The organism is Streptomyces sp. NPDC093089 (genome assembly GCF_044754405.1).
Classification (GTDB): domain Bacteria; phylum Actinomycetota; class Actinomycetes; order Streptomycetales; family Streptomycetaceae; genus Streptomyces.
In genome coordinates this window covers 236,109-252,324 of sequence record NZ_JBIVPA010000010.1, presented here as the reverse complement: position 1 = coordinate 252,324, position 16,216 = coordinate 236,109, and the positions used below count along the sequence as shown (strand labels likewise).

Sequence of the window (16,216 nt, the reverse complement as noted above, 5' to 3'; positions counted from 1 at the left end):
GGTAAAATCGTTCTGTTTGCTGACCCTTGTTCATGTACTTGAACAATTCATCGAGCGCATCACGATCATGCGGGCGATCGGGGAAGGCGTCAGCGCATCAGCTCGCCCGCGTTGACCAGCAGCGACTGGCCCGTGATCGCCCGCGCCCGGTCCGAGGCGAGGAACGCCGCGGCCTCGGCCACGTCGCCGTCCGTCGCGAGCTCCGGCAGTGCCGTCCGCTCGGTGAGCCGGGCCAGGACGTCGGACTCCGGTACGCCCTCGGTGTGCGCGGCGAACCGGACGTACGCCTGCACCGGCGGGCCCCACATCCAGCCCGGCAGTACGGTGTTGACCCGGATGCGGTGCGGCCCCAGCTCGTGCGCCAGCGAGTACATCGCCGAGGTCAGCGCCCCCTTCGAGGCCGCGTAGGCCGCCTGGCGCACCTGGGTGGGTGCCGCCACCGCCGACTGCGTCCCGATCAGGACGACCGCACCCCCGCCCGCCTTCAGTGCCGGCAGGCAGGCCCGGGTCATGCGCAGCGTGCCGAGCAGGTTGACGTCGATGACCCCCTGCCAGGTCGCGAAGTCGGCGTCCTCCAGGCCGCCGAAGTAGGAGTCCCAGGCGGCGACGTGCACGACCGCGTCGATCCCCCCGAACCGCTCGACGGCCAGCGCGGCCAGCGCCCCGCACTGCTCCTCGTCGGTGATGTCCGTGGCCCGGTACGCCGTGCGGCGGCCCTCCGGGTCGATGTCGGCGGCGGACTTCGCCAGGTTGGCCTCGGTCCGGGCGCCGAGCACCGCGTTCCCCCCGTCCCGCACCACGGTCTCGGCGATCCGGTGGCCGAGCCCCGCGCCGACCCCCGACACGACGACCGTCTTCCCCTGGAGCAGCATCCGGACCCTCCTCGACCCTGGCCAAGTATCTGACGGTCCGTCAGAGTAGGTCTCCGTCAGCGACTTGGGAAGGGGTACGAGAGTGAGCGAGGAGACCCGCAGCGAGACGTACGCGGAACTGGCGGCCGTCGGGCCGTACGGCGTGCGGCCCGGCCACGCGCTCATCACCATGGTCGAACCGCATCCGGGCCAGGAGTACGCGTACAACCGCTGGTACGAGGACGACCACTACTACGCCGGCGCCATGGCCATGCCCTGGATGTACGCCGGCCGCCGCTGGGTCGCCACCCGCGACCTCCAGGAACTGCGCCGCCCGGAGAAGTCCGCCGTCGCCCAGCCCGTGACCGCCGGCTGCTACCTCTCCACCTACTGGATCACCGCCGGCCGCTACGACGAGCACATGAAGTGGACCGTCGCCATCAACAAGCGCCTCAACCACGACGGCCGCGTCCACCAGGGCCGCACCCACGTCTTCACGGCCTTCCAGGACCACGCCGCCACCGTCTACCGCGACGGCGCCGCCGGCCCCCGCGACTTCCACGCCCTCGACCACCCCTACGCCGGCCTCGTCCTCCAGGTCCTCGACACCGACGGCCCCGAAGCGCGCTCCGACCTCCTCGACCGCCTCCGCACCCGCGACCTCCCCCGCCGCCTCGTCGGCTCCCCCGCCGCCATGGTCACCGTCTTCCGCCCCACCCCCCTCCCCGGCGACCGCATGACCTACGTCAAACAGGTCGAAGGCGTCGACACCCGCCTCACCCTCCTCTGGTTCCTCGAAACCGACCCGAGAACCTCCTGGGCCGACCACTTCGCCGACCTCGACACCCTCGCCACCCCCCTCGCCCGCACCGAACTCCTCGCCCCCTTCATCCCGACGATCCCCGGCACGGACCGCTACGTGGACGAACTGCGCTGACGCGCTCCCGGGGCCGGTGGCCTACCGGAGGCGGGGCCCGGTGGCCCACCGGAGTCAGGGCCCGGTGGCCCACCGGAGTCAGGGCCCGGTGGCCTACCGGAGTCAGGGCTCGGTGGCGCTTCCGGGCAAAGACCGAGCCCCCTCGGCCAGGACGGCGGACCGGACGAGAGGGCTCTTCACGTACTGCGGGTGACGGCGTGCGTGCACCGGGGGCTCAGAGCGCCCCGGCGCTCACCTCGCCGACGAAGGCGTTCCACGATCCCGGGCCGAAGTTGATGGACGGGCCCTCGGGGGCCTTCGAGTCGCGCACCGCGATCGATGCCACGACCGGGGACTTCACTTCGACGCAGGCTCCGTTACCACCCGAGTAGGAGGACTTGGTCCACGTGTCGGTCGCACCCTGAATGATCGCCATTGTGCTCAACTCCGGTTTCTTCCAGTGAGTGTGTCGCGCCAGCGTTCTTGCCGGCGTGATCGACGCTACTCGCCGGTCCCGTCCGACGGGACCGGCGTTCACACGACCGGGTGGCATATTCCAACTGGACTTCCGTGGGAGCGATCACGCGGTGTACGGTGCCCGCCCTGGCCGGGCCGGGTCAGCCCTGGGTGTGCTTCTTGGCCATCTTCGCGATGAATTCGCGGGTCTGGTCCACGTTCAGCGCCTGTGCCCTGAGGTGCTCGTACATGACGCTGTACTTGCTGACGTCCTGCGCCTTCTCCAGGTACAGGTCGCTCGTCACACCCTCGATGTACACGACGCTGGAGTCGGAGGTGTCGGGGAACTCCAGGATCGAGTACTGCCCGCTGATCCCCGGATGCGCGCCCATCTCGAACGGGATCACCTGCACCGTGACGTGCGGCAGGTGCGACTGCTCGATCAGGTGCTCCAGCTGCTGCACCATCAGCTGCCGGCTCCCGACGATCCGGTGCAGCGCGCCCTCGTCGATCACCGCCCACAGCCGCAGCGGACGCTCCTCGTCCCGGATCCGCTCCTGGCGGCGGGTGCGGACCGTGACCCGCTTCTCGATGTCCGCCGGCGTCGACTCCGGCATCGCGCCGGAGATCACGGCCTCCGCGTACGCGGGCGTCTGCAGCAGTCCGGGGATGATCTGCGACTCGTACATCCGCAGGCTCTCGGCGTCCGTCTCCAGGCCGATGTAGACGCTGTACGGGATGTCGCCGAAGGCGTGCCACCAGCCCTGCTGGCGGGAGTCCTTGGCCATCTGCATGAGGGAGTCGACCATGCGCTCGTCCTCGACCTCGTAGACCCCGCACAGGTCGCGGACGTCGCGCTGGCTGATGGAGCGGCGGCCGTTCTCCAGTCGGCTGATCTTGGACTGGGAGACGAGGAGGCGCTCGGCGACCTGTTCGGCCGTCATGTTCTTCGCCTCGCGGAGCTTGCGCAGCTCCTGGCCCAATCGGCGTCGCCTGACGGTGGGGTTGACACTGGACGCCACGGAAACTGCACCTCCGGCTGGTCTGCTGCGTAGCTGTGAGTACCTATCGCTTGGCAGACTGCCACCAATGAGCACATGTGCGCTGGGAAACGACGACAACGCACATGTGCGGGGCGGTCGTCCAGACCGCCCCGCACAGCTGTGCGGCTCCCGTGTGGGTACGTGGTGCTCAGAGCCCCGTCACGTGGTGGTTCAGTGCACCGCCGCGCGGGCCATGCCGCCGCGCGGTTGCGCCGGAACACCCGCGGCCGGCGCGCGGCGCGGTTGCGCCGCGGCACCGTTCTGGACGTCCATCACGGCGTGCGCGACGAGACCGCCCATCGGGTCGTGCCGGATCAGGTCGCGCAGCCGGGACCGCGACGACCGTCCTTCGTTGCCGGGGTAGAGGTGCTTCCCGAGACCGACCGCGTGGGCCAGCGCGGCAAGCGCCGCGGTCCGCGGGTCCGGCGGTACGCCGGTGCGGATCGCACTGTCCAGCCGGGAGCGGATCTCCCGACTGATCGCCGTGTCCGTCGCCTGGTAGCGAGTCGTCGGCAACACCCCGCACATCTGGCCCTCCACGGCATGCACCATGCCGCATCGCTCCAGATGCGAGAGATACGTCTGACGGAGCCCCAGTCGGGGTCCGCCGATCCAGTGGACGGCCCGAACCGGGCTGCCGCGCCTGCGCAACAGCTCCAGTGCGGAGTCCAAGGTCGGATCTCCGGTCGGCCGTGGCATCACCACGGCGATACGATCCCCGTCAGGGGCTATCCGGCCTGCCAGTGCCAGCTCCACTAGCTGTGCACCGGCCAGACCGAGGTCGAGCGACTGCGGCTGCGCTGTGGTACCCGTGGTCGGGTCCAGAGCGAGCAGCAGAAGCTCCTCCGGAATGGTTCTGCGGCTCCTGCCCATCCATGCCTCCCCGCGTGGATGAATGACAGGGTGACCCCTCTCACATTCATCTGTCGAGAGTGCCTGGGTGGTTAATCCGGGAACCAGTAGGTATGTCGTTCTCGTCTAGCACGGGAGCCAAGGGGTTCACACAGGACACTGGTACACGGTTCGGACGTACGCATGACGCATGGAGGAGGCACGGTGGCGGGCGAGTCCCCCGACAAGGCGGAGCAGCAGGGGTCGTCTCAGGAGACGGCGGCCTCAAGCGGCGGCGGCAGGGATCCCCGGCTCGCCGTACTCCGCGACTCAGAGCCCTCGTCGTCCGCGGCCGCCTCACGGGTCCAGGTCGACCAGCCGACCGCCGTCTTCAAGACCCTCGCCCCGCGCACCCCGGAGGACGACGCGCCGAAGCCGGCGACGGACGCGCCGGGCGACGCGGGCGAGGCCGTGGCCGTGACCGACGAGTCGGGTGACGCGGGCGAGGCCCTGGCCGACGCACCCGAGGACGCTGACGCCGCGTCGGGGGCCGTGGAGGCCGCCGGCGACGCGGCCGAGCCGGAGAGCGCGCGCCTGAAGGCCGCTGTGTCGGCGTGGATGGCCACGGCGGAGAAGCCCGACGGCGAGACCGGGAGCGGGGCTGGGACCGGAGTCGGGGCCCGAGGCGACGCTGACGGCGGGGCTGAGGCCGACTCCGAGGCCGCTGGGGCATCTGAGGCCTCCGAGGCCCCTGAGGGCTCTGAGGGCTCTGTGGACGCGCCTGAGGGCGAGGGTGACGGCTCCGAGGGCGACGAGCGGGACGGCGAGCCCGAGGCAGAGGACGAGCCCGAGCCCGAGGTGGACGACGAGGGCGACGAGGTGCCGGTCGCGGAGAAGACTCCCGCCGAGGACAAGGCTCCCGCCGAGGACAAGGCTCCCGCCGAGGACAAGGCTCCCGCCGAGGACAAGGCTCCCGCCGCGTCGTGGTTCGCCGCCCGGAAGACGGCAGCGCCCGCGGAGGCGGCCGAGAAGCCGGCGGCGGACGGGAAGTCGCCGGCGGACGCGAAGTCGCCGGCGGACGCGAAGCCGGCGGCTGAGAGGGCCGCCGGGGACGGTGCGGCGGACGGGCCGGGCGTCGACGACGAGTCGGACGCCGACGACAAGCCCGTCGACCAGCCGACGACCATGTTCAAGATGGTCCGGCCGCCGGCCGGACCCGCCGTCGACCAGCCGACGACGGCGCTGAAGCTTCCGGCGGGCCTGGCGGGCGATCCCGACAGCGAGCGCACCAGCACGTTCCTGCCGCTGCGCGCGGACATCCCCGCCGAGCGGAAGGCCGAGGAGGCGCGGGAGACCGCGGCGGCCTCCGCCGCCAAGGGCGCCAAGGCCGAGCCGGCGCCGGTGCCCGCCAAGAGTGCCGCGTCGACCCCGGCTTCCGCGCCCGCCAAGGGTGCCGCACCGGCCCCGGCGCCCGCCAAACCCGCCAAGGCCACCGAACCCGCGCAGCGGGCCGCGGCCGTGCCGCCCGCCGCGCTCGCGGAGCCGGAGCGGACGCGGCAGCAGCCGTTGCCGCCGCTGCCGCCGCTGGACCTGCTCGCGGAGCTGACGAACACGCCGCCGCCGGCGCCGACGGCCGTGCGGACGACGCTGCGGCGGGTCAGGATCTGGACGCCACTGGTCCTGCTCCTGCTGATCGTCTTTGCGATCGTGCAGATGGTGCGACCGCTGCCGGCGCCGGTGCTGACCCTGACGGCGGCGCCGACGTTCACGTTCGAGGGCGGCGCGCTGGACATGGCGTGGCCGAACGAGGGCCAGGGTGCCGTCGAGGTCGAGGGCGTCGGCTACATGGGCATGTACGGGCCGCAGACGCCGGCCCCGATCGCGAGCGTCACGAAGACGATGACGGCGTACGTGATCCTCCGCGACCACCCGATCAAGGGCGCGGAGACCGGGCCGAGGATCACGATCGACAGGAAGGCCGCCGAGCAGGCCGGTGCGGAGCACGAGTCGACGGCGGCGGTCAAGGAGGGGCAGACCTACACGCAGAAGGAGTTGCTCGAGCTCCTGATGGTCCCCTCCGCGAACAACGTGGCGCGGCTGCTCGCCCGCTGGGACGCCGGTTCGGAGTCCGCGTTCGTCGAGAAGATGAACGCGGCGGCCAAGGACCTGGGCATGAACCAGTCCGTCTACACGGACCCGTCCGGTCTGCTCGACACCACCATGTCGACCCCGCAGGACCAGCTGCGGCTGGCGAAGGCGGTCATGCAGTACGACGTGTTCCGCGAGATCGTGAACATGCCGAACATGACGGTCGACGGCATCCCCGGCCGGATCGAGAACAACAACAACATCCTGCTCGAAGACGGTGTGAACGGCATCAAGACCGGCTCCTCCACCCCGGCCGGCGGCAACCTGCTCTGGTCGGCGAACACCGTGGTCGACGGCCAGAACCGCCGCATCCTCGGCATCGTCATGGGGGCGAAGGACGCCAAGGTCCTCAACGACAAGCTCCAGCTCGCCATCGACAACAGCCTCAAGGTGATCAAGCGGGCGCAGAAGCTCGTCACCTCCGCCGCCGTGGTCGAGAAGGGCCAGGTCCTCGGCTACATCGACGACGGCCTCGGCGGCCGGACCCCGGTCGTGGCCACCAAGGAGCTCAAGGCCATCGGCTGGCCGGGCCTCGAGGTGAAGCTGGAGCTCACCGACGGCGGCAAGGCCGTCCCGCACTCCGGCAAGGCGGGCGACGTCATCGGCACGGTGTCCATCGGCACCGGCGCCGGCAAGGTCAGCTCCCCGGTCGCCCTCCAGGCCGACCTCCTGGAGCCGGGCTTCGACAAGAAGCTCACGCGCCTGGGCTGACCGGCCCGGCTGAGGATCGCGCGATCGGCGGGCGCCCCGGATTCCCGGGGCGCCCTGCTGTTAGCGTCTCGGGGGACGAGAAGCAGCGCGAGCGATCCGTGCGGCAAGCGGCAAGCGGCAAGCGGCGAGTGAGAAGCGAGCAGAGACAAGCGGCAAGCGAGCAGCGGGCAGCGAGACGGGAAGTACGGGAAACACGGGAAGCACGGGAAGCACGGGAAAGGGCCGCAGTGACCACCGCCGAGCCGACACGCGCCGACCGCGCGGACTCCGCCCCCGACGTCTACGGTGAGACGCGTGACCCACGCGAAGCCCGCGACACCGGCGAAGCTGACGGCGAATCCGGTACCGATACCGGACGCTCTTCGCTTTCGCGAATAGTGCTTCCGACTCAGCGCCCGGCCCCCGCGCCCTCCTCGACGCCGCAGCTCGTCGCCGCCCCGCGGCGCAAGCGGCGCTACACGGTCATGGCGGCCGCCGGGCTCGCCGCCGTCACCCACATCCTGTGGTTCTTCTTCTTCGCGAACAGCGGAGGGGACCTGGCCGCGCAGGACGCGTGGGCCGAGTTCGTCGGACGGCACCCGGACTCCGCGTACAACCTGGCCTGGTACGGCGGGATGCACCCCGTCTCGTACAGCGTCGTCTCGCCGTACCTGATGTCGCTGCTCGGCGTCCGCAGCACGATGATGGCGGCCGGCACGCTGTCGGCCGCGCTGACGGCGCTGATCCTGGTCCGGGTCCCGGCGGTCCGCAATCCGCTGGCCTGCTCGGTCGCGGCCGTGTTCGCCTTCCTCTGCAACGCCCTGTCGGGGCGGGTCACCTTCGGCCTCGGTATGATGTTCGCGCTCGGCGCGGTCGCCGCCGTCTTCTGCTGGCCGCACCGCTGGCGCCGCAAACGCTGGGCGAAGGCCGCGGTCGCCGCGCCGCTCGCAGGCCTCGCGACCGCGTGCAGCCCGGTCGCCGGACTGTTCCTCGGGATCGCGGCGGCGGCGCTGTTCCTCAACAAGCGGCGCCCCGGCGCGTACGCCCTCGGCCTGGCCCCGGTGGCCGTCGTCGCCCTGTCCTCCTGGCTCTTCCCCTTCTCCGGTACGCAGCCGATGGCCTTCGGCTCGACCGCGCTGCCCCTGCTCTTCGGGGTGCTCGTCTTCCTCCTCGTCCCGGCGGACTGGCGCACGGTCCGCACGGCCGCCGCCGTGTACACGGTCGGCACGCTGCTCACCTGGCTGATCGACTCGCAGATCGGCTCGAACATCTCGCGGCTTCCGATGCTCTTCGCCGGCGTCGTGCTGCTCGCCGCCCTGCCGTACACCGCGCCGCGCTCGCGCCGCTGGTACGCCCTGCTGCTCGCCTTCGCCGGGCTGAACTTCTGGATCGGCTTCAAGGGCGTCGACGACGTCATCCGCACCGCCCCGGACGCCTCCTGGGCGCGCGAGCTCGCCCCGCTGGTCAACCAGCTCCAGGTGCGGGACGCCCGCAAGGCGCGGGTCGAGGTCGTGCCGGCCTCCAGCCACCGCGAGTCCTCCGCCCTCAGCCCGTACATCAACCTCGCGCGGGGCTGGAACCGGCAGGCCGACATGGAGCGCAACCCGCTCTTCTACGACGACACCCTCAACGCCGTGAACTACCAGGACTGGCTCGACCGGTGGGCCGTCCACTACGTCGTCCTGCCCACCGGCGCCCCCGACTCGGGCGCCGAGCGCGAGGCGGAGCTGGTCGAGGGCGGCCTGCCGTACCTGAAGCAGGTCTGGTCGGACGAGAACTGGCGCCTCTACGAGGTCGAGGGCCCGACGCCGCTCGCGGAGCCGCCCGCGCAGGTCGTCAGCGCGGCGGAGAACGAGGTCGTCATCCGGGTCGGCAGTCCCGGCCGCGTCCTCATCCGCGTCCCGTACTCGCCCTGGCTCGCCCTCGTCGACGACAAGGGCGGCAAGATCGAGGCGCCCCAGGAGACCGAGGCCTCCAAGCTGGCCCGCGAGGAGTCCGAGACCGAGCTCCCGAAGGTGTTCGCCAACGAGCAGGGCTGCCTCTTCAAGACCGAGGCGGACGTCGAGGGCGACGAATGGACCACCCTCGTCGCCCCCAAGGCGGGCGTCTACCGCCTCGCCGCCCCCTACAAGCTCTCCCGCGGCACGGCCTGCCCGGAGGAGCTCCGCTGAGCCGAGGAGCTCCGCCGATCCACCGCGCCGCGCGGGTACCTCCCGTACGGGCGGGGAACAACGCCCTGTCCGTGCGGGCAGGTCACGGCTCGCGGTAGCCGGCGAGCATCCGTCGCATGCCGAGGGCGTGGCCGCCGCTGCCGATGACGAGGAGCCGGTAGATCCGCCCCGCCACCCCGGGGAACGCGGCCCGGGTCTCGGCGGCCAGCCGCGTGCGGCCGTCCTCCAGGGGCTCCAGCCGGAAGACCAGGCTGTACGTGGAGAACCGGTGCGAGCCCGCGAGCGCCAGCTCCCGCCCCGGCACGGCCGCGACCACCCGGAAGCCGGGGTACGCCGATCCCTCCGTGAGCGGTCGCGGCCCGGCCGCCTCCCGCGGATCACCGCCCACCAGCCGGACGTAACGCGCCCCGCCCGCACCGGACAGCGAGCGGTCCAGGCGGGTGAGGAGCCGGTGCCACAGCTCCTCCGCCCCGGCGTCCACCGTCACGGTGTGCTCGTCCACGAACGGCAGCGGGACCGCCGCGCCTGTCGTCATCGCCGTTCCCCCCCGGCCGTACGTGATCACGCTCCGATGCTAGGGGGTGGGTGCCCTGTCAGGGGGTGGCGTGCCGGCCCCGGCAGGGCCCACCGAGTCGCGAACGCGGACATTCCGGACGAGGATGGCGAATCGTGGACCTTGGTGCCCCCGCGGCGCCCCCGGGAGGTGGACAGGGATGTCCGAGCTCATCGTCATCGGTTACGACGACCTCGACCGGGCCGAGCAGGCCTTCGGCACGGTGCAGGAGCTCCAGCGCGACCAGATCGTGCGCCTGAACGGACTCGCGGTCGTCTCCGTCGACACCGAGGGCCGCACCCACGTCGACACGTCCAGCCGCGTCGTCGGCGTCACCGCCGCCACCGGAGCCCTGTGGGGAGCGATCTTCGGAATCCTCTTCCTGCTGCCCGCCGTCGGGCTCCTCACCGGCGCCGCCCTCGGCGGCCTGGTCGGCAGGCTCAGCAAGTCCGGAGTCGACGAACAGTTCCGCGAGCAGGTCGGCGACCTGCTCAAGCCGGGCTCCGCGGCCGTGGTCCTCATGGCGTCGAAGCTCACCGAGGACAAGTTCACCGCGGCCATGCAGCAGCACGGCGGCACGCTCCTGAAGACCTCGCTCAGCGACCAGGACGAGAAGGAACTGGGCGAGCAACTCACCGGGCCCGGCCCTGGTCCCGGCTCCGATCCCGGCCCTGGTCCCGGCTCTGGTCCCGGTCCGGGATCCCAGTAGCCCCGGCCTCCAGCCCCCGGCACCCACAGCCCCGCCAGCCCCCACGCCCCTACGGCCCCACGGCACCGGCCGGCAACCACCGGCCCCCGCCGCCCCTCACGCGAAAGGTCCCCCATGCACCCCGCGCTCAGCACCGACGTGCTCGCCGACCTCCGGCGTCCCCGGCCCTACCCCGCCCTGTCGCTCGTGATGCCGACCCACCGCCGCGAGCCGGACAACACCCAGGACCCCGTACGGCTGCGCAACCTGCTGGCCCGGGCGGAGAAGGCCCTCCAGGAGGACCCCGCCGTCACCCGGGAGCGGCGCGCGGACGTGCTGAGCGAGCTGGAGCGGGCCGCCGCCGACGTGGACCTCGCCCACGCCGAGGAGGGCCTCGTCATCCATGTGGCCCCCGGCGAGCACCACGTGTGGTCGCTGGCCCGGAGCGTCCCCGAACGCGTCGTCCTCGCCGACACCTTCCTGACCCGCAACCTCGTCGCCGCCGAGGCCGCCGAACGGCCGTACTGGGCGCTGGCCCTGGCCGCGGACCGGATCTCGCTGTGGAGCGGCGGGCCGGAGCGGGCCGAGGAGCACACGGAGGACGGCTTCCCGCTGACGCGGAGCCTCGCCGACCCGGACGCGGAGCGCAAGGAACGCGTCGGCGACCTGCCGAGCACCTTCCGCGACGAGGACGCGCGGTCCTTCTTCCGCGAGGCGCACGAGGCACTGCGGACCGTCCTCGCCGCCGCGCCCCGCCTGCTGTACGTGATCGGCGAGGCGCCCGCGGTCGCCCTCCTGGAGGAGACCGGCCCCCTGCCGCAGGGCACGACCTCCGTCCCCCACGGCGGCCTCGCCGCCGGACCGGGGGAGGCCGTGCGCACGGCGCTCGCCCCGCTCCTCGCCGCGCAGCGGGAGGCCCTGACCACCACCGTCCTGGCCGAGCTGGACGCGGCACGCGGCCGGCACGAGTACGCCGGCGGCCTCGACGAGGTCCACCGGGCCGTGCAGGACGGGCGGATCCGGCTGCTCGCCGTCGAGGAGCACTTCCGCACCACCGTGCGCGACTACGGCGACCACCTCGAACCCGCGAAGAGCTCCGACCTCGACTCCCGCGACGACATCGTGGACGAGATCGTCGAACAGGCCCTGGAGACGGGCGCCGAGGTGCGGTTCGTACCCGACGACGCCCTCACGGACTCGGCCCGCATCGCCGCCGTACTGCGCTACTGACCGCGCCGCCGACCATGACCGATCCCGATCCCCACGAGGCACCGGAGGACACCGACGTGCACGGCTCGGAACCCCACGGGCGACGACGACCGATCAGGACCAGGACGACCCGGGGCGGGACCGCCCGGGCCAGGGCGGCGGGCGCCGCCCTGGCCGTCGTCCTCACCACGCTCGGCGCGGCCACCCTCGCGGCCTGCGACGGCGGCGGAGACGACAGCAGCTCCACCCCGACGTTCAGCGACCGCCCCTCGCCGCCGGACACCGCTTCGTTCTCCGGCGCGCCGCCTTCCAACGTCGCCTCGGCGGCGGAGTCGCGCATCGCCTCCGCCCAGGCGTCCGCGGCGTCCGCCGCCGCTTCGGCCTCCGCGCGGGAGGCCGAGCGCAAGGCGTCGATCGGCGCGGAGGTCGAACGCTCCCGGCAGGCCGCCGAGAACGTCCTGAAGGGCGTCGAGGGCAGGGGCAACGCCCTGAACGAGGTCGCGATGACCGGCAAGCCCCGGGCCGACACCGGCGGCCTGCTCGCCGTCGTCGTCACCATCACCAACAAGACGAACGCGCAGGCCTCCTACGCCGTCCAGGTCGACTTCCTCGACCCCTCCGGCAAGGTCGTCGAGACCCAGTTCACCGGAGCGGAGGACCTCCCGCCCGGCGGCCGCGCCCAGCCCCTGGTCATCAGCCGCGAGCCGGCCCAACCGGTGCTGACGCCGAGGCTCACCAAAGCCCAGAGGTACTGAGCCCAGAGGTACTGAGCCCAGAGGTGCCGAGCCCAGAGGTACCGAGCCCAGAGGTACCGAGAACCGAGAGGGGATCACCCGCATGTCCGAACTCATCGTCATCGGCTACGACGACCACGCCGTCGCGACCAAGGCCTTCAAGACGGTCCAGAAGCTCCGCGACGACCACGTCGTCACCCTCACCGGCCTCGCCGTCGTCAAGGTCGACGAGGACGGCGAGACCCATGTGGACACCCCCGCGAAGAGCGAGGAGATCGCCCTCTCGGCCACGGCCGGCGCCCTCTGGGGCCTGGTCTTCGGGATGGTCATCCTCACCCCGGTCATGGGCGTGGTGGGCGCGGCCATCGGCGGCCTCATCGGCAAGCTCAACCAGATGGGCGTCGACAAGGACTTCCGCAAGAAGGTCAGCGACCTCCTGGAGCCCGGCTCGGCCGCCGTCGTGATCATGGCCTCCAAGCTCACCGAGTCGAGGTTCGCCGCGGCCATGGAGCCCTTCGGCGGCACCGTCCTCAAGACCTCCCTCCCGGAGGACGGCGAGCGCGAACTCGCCGAACAGCTCGCGGGCCCCGAGGCGGCCGCCTGACACCGGAGCCGTACGCCCCGGAACACCGACGAAGGCCGCCGCCCCTCCGCGACCACGGAGAGGACGGCGGCCCGCCCGACGTCCCGGCCCCCGGTCCCACCCCGGGCCCACCCCCGGTCCCACCCCCCCCGGGTCTCAGAAGTCGACCGCGTCCCGGCTCAGCGGACACGTCATGCAGTGCCCGCCGCCGCGCCCCCGGCCCAGCTCGGCGCCGACGATGGTGACGACCTCCACCCCCGCCTTGCGCAGCAGGGCGTTGGTCTGGGTGTTGCGGTCGTACGTGAAGACCACGCCGGGCTCGACGGCGACGGCGTTGTTGCCGCTGTCCCACTGCTGGCGCTCGGAGGCGTAGACGTCCCCGCCGGTCTCGATCACCCGAAGTCCGGGCAGCCCGAGCCCCTTGGCCACGACGTCGACGAACGGCGTACTGCCCTCGTCGGTGATCTCCACCCCCGGCGCCTTGTCGGTCGGCCGCAGCGAGAAGGTGTGGACGGCGTCCATGATCGTCGGGTAGAGCGTGACGATGTCGCGGTCGGCGAAGGTGAACACGGTGTCGAGGTGCATGGCCGAGCGCAGCTTCGGCATCCCGGCGACGATCACGTGCCGGGCGGCGCCGTTCCGGAACAGCGCGGCGGCGACCTGCGTGATGGCCTGGCGCGACGTGCGCTCGCTCATCCCCATCAGCACGACGCCGTTCCCGACGGGCATGATGTCGCCGCCCTCGAACGTCGCCTGCCCCCAGTCCTGTTCGGGGTCGCCCCACCAGACCGTCGCGTCCTTGAACTCGGGGTGGAAGGTGTAGACGGCCTTCATGAGGAGGGTCTCGCCGTGCCGGGCCGGCCAGTACAGCGGGTTCAGGGTCACGCCCCCGTACAGCCAGCAGGTCGTGTCGCGGGTGTACAGCGTGTTCGGCAGCGGCGGCATCAGGTACTCGCGCGCACCCACGCCCTCCCGGGCCAGCGCCACGTACCCGGAGCGGAACTCGTCCGGCAGGTCCGCCGTGGACAGCCCGCCGACGAGGAACTCCGCCAACTCGCGCGGCGGCAGCGACTCCAGGAACGCCCGGGTGTCGTCGACGAGCCCGAGACCGACCTCGTTCGGGACGATCTTCCGGTCCAGGAGCCACGTCCGGGCCTCCGGGATCGCCATCGTGTCAGCGAGCAGCCGGTGCAGCTCGACCACCTCCACCCCGCGCCGCGTCAGCTCGGCGACGAAGTCCGCGTGGTCCTTCTGCGCGTTCTCCACCCACATCACGTCGTCGAACAGCAGGTCGTCGGAGTTGGTCGGGGTCAACCGCCGGTGCGCGAGCCCCGGAGCGCACACCAGGACCTTCCGCAGGCGCCCGACCTCGGAGTGGACGCCGAGCACGGGCGTGCCCGTCGAGGTGTCAGAAGTCATCGTGCTGCTGCCTTTCCTGAAGGGGGACGGCCGTAGGGGAAACGGTTCGGCGGGCGGGCGGACAACGGACGGACGGGCGGGGCGCGCGGTAGCGGCGGCTCTCGCGGCTCCCCGCGGCTCTCACAGCTCTCACAGCTCGATCCAGCCCAGCGCGAGCGCGGTGACGCCGACCGCCGCCCCGGCGACCGAGACCGCACAGAGGACGGCCTCGCCGGGTGAGAACAGCCGCCGGTTCTGCTCCCGCCGGGCCTTGACGAACAGGAAGGTGGCGGGGGCGTAGAGGATGAAGGAGACGAGGACGAACTTCAGCCCGGCCGCGAAGAGCAGGAACGCGGTGTAGAGGGTGGCGACCGCGGCGACGACCAGCTCGCGCCGGGTGCTCACCCCCACCGTGCCCTCCGCCCGCGGCCTCAGCGCGATCTTCACCGCGAAGCCGGCCGCCAGCAGGAACGGGATGAGGCTCAGCGCGCTCGTCAGGTCGAGCGCGAAGTTGAACGCGTCGTCGGAGAAGGCCGTGACGACCAGGACGACCTGGCTGAGCGAGGTCGTCAGCAGCAGCGCCGGGGCGGGCACGTCGTCACCGCTGGACCGCCCCAGGAACCGGGGCATGTCCTTGTCCTTGGCGGCGACGAACAGCACCTCGGCCGCCATCAGCGTCCAGGCGAGATAGGCGCCCAGGACGGAAATGATCAGGCCGACGCTCACGAACACCTTGCCCCAGGTGCCCACGGCCGCCTCCAGGACCCCCGCCATCGACGGCTGCCGGAGCTCGGCGATCTCGCTCATCGGCAGGATCCCGTACGACACGATCGTCACCGACGCGAAGATCGCGAAGACGCTCAGGAAGCCCAGCACCGTCGCCCGCCCGACGTCCTCCCGCCGCTTCGCGTGCCGCGAGTAGACGCTCGCGCCCTCCACCCCCAGGAAGACGAACACGGTGGCCAGCATCGTGCCGCGCACCTGGTTGAAGAGAGAGCCCGCGTAGTCGGCGCCGCCGAAGTTGTCCGCGAACACCGACGCGTCGAAGTAGAAGAGCGTCAGGACGATGAAGACCAGGATGGGGACGAGCTTGGCGACCGTCACGATCCGGTTGATCGCCGCGGCCTCCTTGACCCCCCGCCGGATCAGCAGGAAGAACCCCCACAGCCCCACCGACGACAGCACGATCGCGAGCGCCGTGTCTCCGTCGCCCAGCGCCGGGGCGATCGCCCCGACCGTCGACATGATCAGCACCCAGTACGTCACGTTCCCCACGCAGGCGCTCGCCCAGTACCCGAAGGCCGAGAAGAAGCCCAGGTACTCCCCGAACCCCGCCTTTGCGTACGCGTAGACACCCGCGTCCAGGTCCGGCCTCCGCACCGCCAGCGTCTGGAACACGAACGCGAGCATCAGCATGCCCACCCCCGCGACCGCCCAGGCGATCAGCGCCCCCGCCACGCCCGTCTCCTGCGCGAACCTCCGCGGCAGCGAGAACACCCCCGCCCCCACCATCGACCCGACCACCATCGCGGTCAGCGTCAACAACGTCAGCTTCGCCGCCGGCGGCGCCCCACCCGCCCCCACCTCGACCCCACGGTCCACGTCGGCCATGCATCACCTCGTGCCTCGCGCTCAAGCCCCCCCGCCGACCCGCACACGAACCACCCCACCCCACCCCGGAATCTAATCCACCCCCACCCCTTTGTCCCGATGTGATCCTCTGGTCGCTGCCATCGATGTCGGCCGTACACGCCAAAAGGCACCTCCGGAGAATCCGGAAGTGCCTTTTGCCTCGTGCCCCCGGCAGGATTCGAACCTGCGACACCCGCTTTAGGAGAGCGGTGCTCTATCCCCTGAGCTACGAAGGCGGTCGGCGAGTGGGTCTGGTCGCCGGGGTCAGTGTAGCGGGTGGCGTGGTGGGGGGAGTGGGGTTGACCGGGTGGGA

General features: G+C 71.8%; 14 protein-coding genes and 1 tRNA gene. 7 read left to right on the top strand and 8 right to left on the bottom strand.

The window, feature by feature from the left end:
• Positions 1-89 precede the first annotated feature (89 nt).
• Positions 90-872 (bottom strand): SDR family oxidoreductase, encoded by a 783-nt coding sequence (locus ACIQFX_RS24515; protein ID WP_402467069.1) that lies wholly within the window; start codon positions 870-872, stop codon positions 90-92.
• 82 nt (positions 873-954) lie between these two features.
• Between ACIQFX_RS24515 and ACIQFX_RS24510 the strand changes: the two genes are divergently transcribed.
• Entirely contained in the window at positions 955-1,788 is an 834-nt protein-coding gene (locus tag ACIQFX_RS24510) for a hypothetical protein (protein WP_402467066.1), read from the top strand.
• A gap of 214 nt (positions 1,789-2,002) precedes the next feature.
• On the opposite strand, the gene ACIQFX_RS24505 is transcribed toward ACIQFX_RS24510, so the two are convergent.
• From ACIQFX_RS24505 to ACIQFX_RS24495, 3 genes are all read right to left on the bottom strand, one after another.
• Complete coding sequence (locus ACIQFX_RS24505; protein WP_376488105.1) at positions 2,003-2,203, bottom strand: DUF397 domain-containing protein; 201 nt, start codon at positions 2,201-2,203, stop codon at positions 2,003-2,005.
• A 181-nt stretch (positions 2,204-2,384) separates the two neighbouring features.
• Positions 2,385-3,245, bottom strand: coding sequence for a helix-turn-helix domain-containing protein (locus ACIQFX_RS24500; RefSeq protein WP_402467063.1), 861 nt, complete (start codon positions 3,243-3,245; stop codon positions 2,385-2,387).
• A 192-nt stretch (positions 3,246-3,437) separates the two neighbouring features.
• A complete protein-coding gene (locus ACIQFX_RS24495) occupies positions 3,438-4,139 on the bottom strand; it encodes a GPP34 family phosphoprotein (protein WP_402467060.1) in 702 nt (233 codons plus the stop codon).
• 162 nt (positions 4,140-4,301) lie between these two features.
• Between ACIQFX_RS24495 and ACIQFX_RS24490 the strand changes: the two genes are divergently transcribed.
• Complete coding sequence (locus tag ACIQFX_RS24490; RefSeq protein WP_402467057.1) at positions 4,302-6,956, top strand: serine hydrolase; 2,655 nt, start codon at positions 4,302-4,304, stop codon at positions 6,954-6,956.
• A gap of 227 nt (positions 6,957-7,183) precedes the next feature.
• Positions 7,184-9,106: an MFS transporter gene (locus ACIQFX_RS24485; RefSeq protein ID WP_402467055.1), complete on the top strand. Its 1,923-nt coding sequence runs from the start codon at positions 7,184-7,186 to the stop codon at positions 9,104-9,106.
• A gap of 82 nt (positions 9,107-9,188) precedes the next feature.
• On the opposite strand, the gene ACIQFX_RS24480 is transcribed toward ACIQFX_RS24485, so the two are convergent.
• Entirely contained in the window at positions 9,189-9,641 is a 453-nt protein-coding gene (locus ACIQFX_RS24480; RefSeq protein ID WP_402467052.1) for an SRPBCC family protein, read from the bottom strand.
• 178 nt (positions 9,642-9,819) lie between these two features.
• Between ACIQFX_RS24480 and ACIQFX_RS24475 the strand changes: the two genes are divergently transcribed.
• The 4 genes from ACIQFX_RS24475 (at position 9,820) to ACIQFX_RS24460 (ending at position 12,894) form a co-directional block, all read left to right on the top strand.
• Positions 9,820-10,368 (top strand): DUF1269 domain-containing protein, encoded by a 549-nt coding sequence (locus tag ACIQFX_RS24475; RefSeq protein ID WP_402467050.1) that lies wholly within the window; start codon positions 9,820-9,822, stop codon positions 10,366-10,368.
• Positions 10,369-10,482: 114 nt separating this feature from the next.
• Positions 10,483-11,577 carry a chemotaxis protein gene (locus tag ACIQFX_RS24470; protein ID WP_402467047.1) on the top strand — a complete coding sequence of 365 codons (1,095 nt, stop codon included), beginning with the start codon at positions 10,483-10,485 and terminating at the stop codon, positions 11,575-11,577.
• A gap of 14 nt (positions 11,578-11,591) precedes the next feature.
• Positions 11,592-12,311, top strand: coding sequence for a hypothetical protein (locus ACIQFX_RS24465; protein ID WP_402467044.1), 720 nt, complete (start codon positions 11,592-11,594; stop codon positions 12,309-12,311).
• Positions 12,312-12,393: 82 nt separating this feature from the next.
• A complete protein-coding gene (locus ACIQFX_RS24460; protein WP_402467041.1) occupies positions 12,394-12,894 on the top strand; it encodes a DUF1269 domain-containing protein in 501 nt (166 codons plus the stop codon).
• A gap of 135 nt (positions 12,895-13,029) precedes the next feature.
• On the opposite strand, the gene ACIQFX_RS24455 is transcribed toward ACIQFX_RS24460, so the two are convergent.
• The 3 genes from ACIQFX_RS24455 to ACIQFX_RS24445 form a co-directional block, all read right to left on the bottom strand.
• Entirely contained in the window at positions 13,030-14,292 is a 1,263-nt protein-coding gene (locus ACIQFX_RS24455; protein WP_402467039.1) for an arginine deiminase, read from the bottom strand.
• Between the two features lie 129 nt (positions 14,293-14,421).
• A complete protein-coding gene (locus ACIQFX_RS24450; RefSeq protein ID WP_402467037.1) occupies positions 14,422-15,882 on the bottom strand; it encodes a basic amino acid/polyamine antiporter in 1,461 nt (486 codons plus the stop codon).
• A 184-nt stretch (positions 15,883-16,066) separates the two neighbouring features.
• Positions 16,067-16,139, bottom strand: a tRNA-Arg gene (locus tag ACIQFX_RS24445).
• Positions 16,140-16,216 lie beyond the last annotated feature (77 nt).

Coding starts and splice junctions, on each gene's coding strand:
- ACIQFX_RS24490 (WP_402467057.1), top strand. CDS start 4,302: ATGACGCATGGAGGAGGCACGGTGGCGGGCGAGTCCCCCGACAAGGCG.
- ACIQFX_RS24515 (WP_402467069.1), bottom strand. CDS start 872: ATGCTGCTCCAGGGGAAGACGGTCGTCGTGTCGGGGGTCGGCGCGGGG.
- ACIQFX_RS24475 (WP_402467050.1), top strand. CDS start 9,820: ATGTCCGAGCTCATCGTCATCGGTTACGACGACCTCGACCGGGCCGAG.
- ACIQFX_RS24450 (WP_402467037.1), bottom strand. CDS start 15,882: ATGGCCGACGTGGACCGTGGGGTCGAGGTGGGGGCGGGTGGGGCGCCG.
- ACIQFX_RS24480 (WP_402467052.1), bottom strand. CDS start 9,641: ATGACGACAGGCGCGGCGGTCCCGCTGCCGTTCGTGGACGAGCACACC.
- ACIQFX_RS24465 (WP_402467044.1), top strand. CDS start 11,592: ATGACCGATCCCGATCCCCACGAGGCACCGGAGGACACCGACGTGCAC.
- ACIQFX_RS24505 (WP_376488105.1), bottom strand. CDS start 2,203: ATGGCGATCATTCAGGGTGCGACCGACACGTGGACCAAGTCCTCCTAC.
- ACIQFX_RS24460 (WP_402467041.1), top strand. CDS start 12,394: ATGTCCGAACTCATCGTCATCGGCTACGACGACCACGCCGTCGCGACC.
- ACIQFX_RS24455 (WP_402467039.1), bottom strand. CDS start 14,292: ATGACTTCTGACACCTCGACGGGCACGCCCGTGCTCGGCGTCCACTCC.
- ACIQFX_RS24470 (WP_402467047.1), top strand. CDS start 10,483: ATGCACCCCGCGCTCAGCACCGACGTGCTCGCCGACCTCCGGCGTCCC.
- ACIQFX_RS24495 (WP_402467060.1), bottom strand. CDS start 4,139: ATGGGCAGGAGCCGCAGAACCATTCCGGAGGAGCTTCTGCTGCTCGCT.